Source organism: Nocardioides insulae DSM 17944 (assembly GCF_000422825.1).
Lineage (GTDB): Bacteria > Actinomycetota > Actinomycetes > Propionibacteriales > Nocardioidaceae > Nocardioides > Nocardioides insulae.
In genome coordinates, this window is record NZ_AUGU01000015.1 from 1 (window position 1) to 6,898 (window position 6,898).

General features: G+C 68.1%; 4 protein-coding genes and 1 rRNA gene. 4 read left to right on the forward strand and 1 reads right to left on the reverse strand.

All coding sequences use genetic code 11. From position 1 onward, the window contains the following. Nucleotides 1-30 precede the first annotated feature (30 nt). Together rrf and pcrA are read left to right on the forward strand one after the other, a co-directional pair. Nucleotides 31-147: ribosomal RNA gene (rrf, locus tag G515_RS0106750) — 5S ribosomal RNA — on the forward strand. 237 nt (nt 148-384) lie between these two features. Further along, nucleotides 385-2,844 carry a DNA helicase PcrA gene (pcrA, locus tag G515_RS0106755; RefSeq protein ID WP_084653241.1) on the forward strand — a complete coding sequence of 820 codons (2,460 nt, stop codon included), beginning with the start codon at nt 385-387 and terminating at the stop codon, nt 2,842-2,844. 351 nt (nt 2,845-3,195) lie between these two features. On the opposite strand, the gene G515_RS19920 is transcribed toward pcrA, so the two are convergent. Then, on the reverse strand, nt 3,196-4,278 hold the full coding sequence (locus tag G515_RS19920; protein WP_211220973.1) for a M23 family metallopeptidase: 1,083 nt from the start codon (nt 4,276-4,278) through the stop codon (nt 3,196-3,198). Nucleotides 4,279-4,590: 312 nt separating this feature from the next. Here G515_RS19920 and sucC point away from each other — a divergent pair, with 312 nt between their 5' ends. Next, entirely contained in the window at nt 4,591-5,754 is a 1,164-nt protein-coding gene (sucC, locus tag G515_RS0106765) for an ADP-forming succinate--CoA ligase subunit beta (protein ID WP_028659548.1), read from the forward strand. A gap of 31 nt (nt 5,755-5,785) precedes the next feature. Then, complete coding sequence (gene sucD / locus G515_RS0106770) at nt 5,786-6,679, forward strand: succinate--CoA ligase subunit alpha (RefSeq protein ID WP_028659549.1); 894 nt, start codon at nt 5,786-5,788, stop codon at nt 6,677-6,679. The last annotated feature ends 219 nt before the right edge of the window (nt 6,680-6,898 follow it).

The following is a 6,898-nucleotide window of genomic DNA, read 5'->3' on the forward strand; positions in this document are numbered from 1 at the left end:
ACTGGTTGTGTGGTAGGGGTTGGGTAGAGTTACGGCGGTCATGGCGAGAGGGAAACACCCGGTCCCATCCCGAACCCGGAAGTTAAGCCTTTCAGCGCCGATGGTACTGCAACCGAGAGGTTGTGGGAGAGTAGGACGCCGCCGGACAATTATTGAGCGTGTAGGGGCCACCCGTTGGGGTGGCCCCTACACTGCATTTCCCACCCAGAATGCTGGGTGCGGGTGCCCCATCGCGGACCGTTGCCACACCCGGTGACGAGTGTTGCCGGCCGCTGAGGGGCCGAGGGCCTCCCGGATCTGGGGGAACGGCGGCCTCACAGGGCGGCCCCTGCAGGACGCCCGGATCTCGGCTTGTCGGAGGTCGCACCTAGGCTTGGGGACAGCATGAGGAGATCCGACGTGAGCAGTTCCGAACCCGCCACCATCCCAGGCCTCGAGGCCTTCGCAGCGCCCTCCGCCGATGCGGCGTCCGGCGCCCCGCGTCGCGGGCCCAGCCCCGAAGAACTACTGGAGGGGCTCAATCCGCCGCAGCGGGCAGCCGTCACCCACTCCGGCCCACCGTTGCTGGTGGTGGCAGGTGCGGGCTCGGGCAAGACCCGGGTGCTCACCCGGAGGATCGCTTGGCTGATCTCTCAGCGGGGCGCGCACCCGGGATCGATCCTGGCGATCACCTTCACCAACAAGGCGGCCGCGGAGATGAAGGAGCGGGTCGAGGACCTGGTGGGTCGCCGCGCCAGGGTGATGTGGGTCAGCACCTTTCACTCCGCGTGCGTGCGGATCCTGCGCAAGGAGATCGTCAACCTCGGATACAAGTCCAACTTCTCCATCTACGACGCGGCGGATCAGAAGCGCCTGATGGGCCTGGTCTGCCAGGATCTCGATCTCGACCCGCGCAGCTATCAGCCCGCCCAGATCCTCAACTGGGTCTCCGACCAGAAGAACGAGCTGCGTGACGTCGAGGAGGCCGCCAAGGAAGCGGAGAACGGCGTCGAGGAGATCTACGCGAAGGCCTATGCGACGTACCAGAGGCGGCTGCGCGAGGCCAACGCGCTCGACTTCGACGACCTCATCATGACGACCGTCCATCTCTTCCGTGAGTTTCCCGTGGTGCGGGAGACCTATCGGCGACGGTTCCGACATGTGCTGGTCGACGAGTATCAGGACACCAACCATGCCCAGTACGCCTTGGTTCACGAGCTGTGCTCGCAGCCGATGGAGGACACTGATGATCGGCCCGGGGAGCAGCGAGTGCCACCGGCGGAGCTGATGGTCGTCGGAGACGCCGACCAGTCCATCTATGCCTTCCGCGGCGCCAACATCCGTAACATCTTGGACTTCGAGCAGGACTTCCCGGATGCGACCAGCATCCTGCTGGAGCAGAACTACCGTTCGACGCAGACCATCCTCACCGCAGCGAACGCGGTCATCACCCACAACCAGGGGCGCAAGGAGAAGCGTCTCTGGTCCGAGCAGGGCGATGGTGAGCGGATCGTCGGGTACGTCGCGGACGACGAGCACGATGAGGCCCGGTTCGTCTCCGACCAGGTCGACAAGCTCGTCGATGCGGGACACAAGCCCTCCGAGGTGGCCGTCTTCTATCGCACCAACGCGCAGTCCCGGGTGTTCGAGGAGGTGTTCATCCGGACCGGTCAGCCGTACAAGGTGGTCGGGGGTGTCCGCTTCTACGAGCGCCGGGAGGTGCGAGATGCCCTCGCCTACCTCCGGGCTCTGCTCAATCCCGATGACCAGGTGTCGCTGCGACGGATCGTCAACACCCCGAAGCGCGGGATCGGCGATCGCGCCATCGCCTGTGTGACGGCGTACGCGGAAACCGAGGGGGTGACCTTCTGGGAGTCCTTGCGACGGGCCGAGCATGCGCCAGGGCTGGCGACGCGCAGTCTGAGTTGCATTCGCGGCTTTGTGGGCCTGATGGACGAGCTCCAATCGATGGTGGCGGCCGGGGAGCGCGCGGACGTCGTCCTGGAGAGCGTGCTCGACAAGTCGGGCTACCTCGTGGAACTCGAGGAGTCTGACGATCCGCAGGACGCAACCCGGGTGGAGAACCTCGCCGAACTGGTCGCGGTGGCACGAGAGTTCAGCGATGACCCCGTGGCCGGTCCGTCGGCCGACCCTGCCGACGTCGACGCCGGCCAGGTGCAGCCCGGGCTCCGTGACTTCCTGGAGCGGGTGGCCCTGGTCGCCGACTCCGACCAGATCCCCGAGGACGACGACGGCGTGGTCACACTGATGACGCTGCACACCGCGAAGGGGCTGGAGTTCCCGATGGTCTTCCTCACCGGTCTCGAGGACGGCGTCTTCCCGCACGCCCGCGCGTTGGGCGACACCCGTGAACTGGAGGAGGAGCGACGACTCGCCTACGTCGGTGTCACCCGGGCGCAGGAGCGGCTCTTCATCTCGCGTGCCCTGGTGCGCTCGGCCTGGGGTGCCCCCTCGCACAATCCGGAGAGCCGTTTCGTCGGTGAGCTACCGGTTGATCTGGTCGATTGGCGGCGCACCGAAGCCGACCGCACGCGCTGGTCCCGTCCGGACCTCTCGCACAGCCCTGCCGAGCGGCGCGGGAGTACCGGTTTCGGGAGTATCACCGGGGCCGGCCGGCGCAACTTCACCTCCGCCGCGATGCGGGCCGACGCGGCCTCGAAGGCCCAGCGGTCTCGTGAGATCCCCTCGCTGACGCCGGGCGATCGGGTGACTCACAACAGTTTCGGGCTCGGCACGGTCGTCACCGTCGAGGGACAGGGGGAGAAGGCGGTCGCCTCGATCGACTTCGGTTCCCAGGGCGTCAAGCGACTGCTACTGCGTTACGCACCGGTCGAGAAGCTCTGAAGCAGTCCGAACACGGGTAGGGGTGGCCTTGCCCCGGTGGTGCTGGCGCTGCCGACACCGGCAGGTACGTCGCCCCTGTGACCCAGCGCCCTTGACCCTGCGCCCGCTTGACCCAGTGACCGGATGCCCGATGTCGGCGCGGTCGTCACGGGGCGACACCGGCAGGTACGTCGTCCGCTTGACCCAGCGCCCGGATGCCCGACGTCGGCGCGGTCACCCGGCGACAGGGCAGGACGCCGCCCGCTTCCAGCGAGCGACTGGATGCCCCGTGAGGGCGACCGGACCCGATGACGGACGATGGCCACGGCGAAGTGCCGGGGCCATCGTCGTCGGGTGGGCTTACCCGGGCGATCAGGGGTCGAGGCCCTCGTGCTGCATCGCGGTCATGGGATCGACGGGGTCGCCTCCGCCGGGGCGGACCTCGACGTGCACGTGCGGGCCGGTCACGTTGCCGGTGGAGCCGACGTGGCCGATGACCTCGCCGGTCGTGACGCTGTCGCCCGGGCTGACGGCGAAGGAGGTCTGGTGGCAGTACCAGATCTCGGTGCCGTCCTCGAGGGTGACGACGGTCTTGTTGCCGTAGGCGCCGTCATAGCCGGTCGAGGTGACCACGCCGCGGGCGATCGCGTGGATGGGTGTTCCCTCGGGCGCGGCGAAGTCGAGGCCGGTGTGGGTGCTCGCGTAGTACGAGCGGGCCATCCCGAAGGTGTTGGTGATGTGGTAGTCGCCGGCTGGGATCGGCAGCCCCCACTGGTCGGCCTCGAGCGCCTGGGCCTGATCGGACGCCCGCTTGTTCAGGGCGGTCAGCGCCTGCTGGCGATCGGCCGCGGTGGCCTCGGCCCCGGCAGCTTCCTTGCCGGAAGCGTCGGTCTTCGCGACGGCGGCGGTGCGGGACTGGCCCCGGCTGATCGTCGTACCGCGATCCTCGGCGATGCCGGTGATCCCGGCCGCGCTGGAGCCGGTGAGGGCCCCGGAGGCCTGCACCTGGGAGTGGGAGTCCGTGGCCGGGTCGTCGGCCGCAGTGGTCGCCCCGGTCGTGGCCGTGCCCACGCCACCGATCGCCGCCACCGCGGTAGCGGCGAGACCGATCGCGGTGGGTAGGCCGGGGAGGTGGCGCCAACGGCGACCGGAACGACGCGCCCGGGCCCGGCGTGAGGCGGCCTCGGATGGGGCCAACTCGTCGGGCAGTTCGCCTGCCATGCGGTCGGAGGCCGCCTCGAGGAGGAGGCTCGTGCCGACCGTCGCGGGCGAGGACGGGAATTGGTCAGGGGTGGTACGACGGGCGACGCGCCTGCCGGTGTAGGTCGACGGCGTCGAGGACTCCGAGGTGTCGGCGGCGCGGCGTGCGCGCTTGCCGGGCGACGGGGTCGCTCCCGTGGAACGACGGCTTTCAGGGGTCTCCGCTGGGCCGTGCTCCTCTCTGGGGGCAGCCATGTATGTAGATCTCCGCTGGTTGGGGGTCAGTCAGCAGTGCTCGACGCTAACCGACCCCCCAGTGGCGCCCCGAATCGCGACGTGGTAGAGAGGCGGTGCCGACCTCGTGCGCAGGCGGACTTGCGTGCCCGGCCCCGCCTGAACACCACCAGATGAGTGACCCGCGTCACGCAAGGGAGTGTGCTGTCAATCACGCCGGCCACCCCGGAGTCGTGGCAGGGCGCCGGGCAGGTCTACTGTGCACGAGGACCATCCCAAGAGCCGTGGTGGCGCGATGTGCCCCCGCTTGCGACATAGAGACATGGTGGATCAGTGGACCTGATGGAGTACCAGGCGAAGCAGCTCTTCGCCAAGCACGACGTCCCCGTCACCGAGGGCATCGTGGCCGACACCCCCGAAGAAGCCAAGGCCGCCGCCGAGAAGCTCGGCGTCGTGGTCGTCAAAGCCCAGGTCAAGGCGGGCGGTCGCGGCAAGGCCGGCGGCGTCAAGCTCGCGAAGACCCCCGACGAGGCGTTCGAGCACGCGTCGAACATCCTCGGGATGCAGATCAAGGGCCTGACCGTCAACCGGGTCCTGATCGCTCCGGCGGCCTCGATCGAGGAGGAGTACTACTTCTCCTTCCTGCTGGACCGCTCGAACCGGCAGTACCTCTGCATCGCCTCCGTCGAGGGTGGCGTGGAGATCGAAGAGGTCGCCAAGACCAACCCCGACGCCGTCAAGCAGATCGGCATCGACCCGGGTACGGGCGTGGACGAGGCCAAGGCCCGCGAGATCGTGGCGGAGGCCAAGTTCCCCGAGGCGCTGACCGAGCAGGCGGTTCAGACCGTCCTGTCGCTGTGGAAGGTGTTCGTCGAGGAGGACGCCACCCTGGTGGAGGTCAACCCGCTGGCGCGCCTGGCCGGTGACAAGCTCGAGGCGCTGGACGGCAAGGTCTCCCTCGACGACAACGCATCCGAGTTCCGTCACCCCGACCACGAGGCTTTCGAGGACAAGGCCGCGGCCGACCCGCTCGAGGCCAAGGCCAAGGAGAAGGGCCTCAACTACGTCAAGCTCGACGGTCAGGTCGGCATCATCGGTAACGGTGCGGGTCTGGTCATGAGCACCCTCGACGTGGTCGCGTACGCCGGTGAGGCACACGGCGGCGTCAAGCCCGCCAACTTCCTCGACATCGGTGGCGGTGCCAACGCGCAGGTCATGGCGGACGGCCTCGACGTCATCCTCGGCGACGAGCAGGTCAAGAGCGTCTTCGTCAACGTCTTCGGTGGCATCACCGCCTGCGACGAGGTCGCCAAGGGCATCGTCGGCGCGCTGAACATCCTCGGCGACGAGGCGAGCAAGCCGCTCGTCGTACGCCTCGACGGGAACAACGTCGACCTGGGTCGGCAGATCCTGGACGAGGCCAACCACCCGCTGGTCACCATGGTCGACACCATGGACGGTGCGGCCGACAAGGCCGCCGAACTGGCCAACGCCTGAGTCCGGGACGAGAAAGCAGAGAGATAGAACAATGTCGATCTACCTGAACAAGGACTCCAAGATCATCGTCCAGGGCATCACCGGCGGGATGGGTGCCAAGCACACCGCCCTGATGCTCGACTCCGGCGCGCAGATCGTCGGCGGTGTCAACGCCCGCAAGGCCGGCACCACCGTCTCCCACAAGGACCAGGACGGCAAGGACGTCGAGCTGCCCGTCTTCGGCTCTGTCAAGGACGCGATGGCCGAGACCGGCGCCGACGTGTCGGTGCTCTTCGTTCCCCCGGCCTTCACCAAGGACGCCGCCATCGAGGCCATCGACGCCGAGATGCCGCTGATCGTGGTCATCACCGAGGGTGTGCCGGTGCAGGACTCCGCCGAGGTGTGGTCCTACCTGCAGGGCAAGAAGACCCGCATGATCGGCCCGAACTGCCCCGGCATCATCACCCCGGGCGAGTCGCTGGCCGGCATCACGCCGCACACCATCACCGGTAAGGGCCCGATCGGACTGGTCTCCAAGTCCGGCACCCTCACCTACCAGATGATGTACGAGCTGAAGGACCTCGGCTTCTCCACCGCCATCGGCATCGGTGGCGACCCGGTCATCGGTACCACCCACATCGACGCGCTCGAGGCTTTCGAGAACGACCCCGAGACCAAGGCGATCGTCATGATCGGCGAGATCGGTGGTGACGCCGAGGAGCGCGCCGCGGCGTACATCAAGGAGCACGTGACCAAGCCCGTCGTCGGGTACGTCGCCGGCTTCACCGCCCCCGAGGGCAAGACCATGGGTCACGCCGGTGCGATCGTGTCCGGTTCCTCCGGCACCGCGCAGGCCAAGAAGGAGGCGCTCGAGGCGGTCGGCGTGAAGGTCGGCAAGACGCCGTCCGAGACCGCCGCCCTGATGCGCGAGATCCTGGCCGGCTGAGCCTGCCTCACCGCTTCATCCGCACGCCCCGGTCGACTGGTTCGGCCGGGGCGTTGCTGTGTCTCGTCGAGTGGGGCCTTGCGTACGGTCGAGTGGGGCCTTGTGTACGGTCGAGTGGGGCAACGGTCCGGGAGGACTGACTCAACGGTCCGGGAGGACCGACTCAACGGTCCGGGAGGACCGACTCAACGGTCCGGGAGGACCGACTCAACGGTCCGG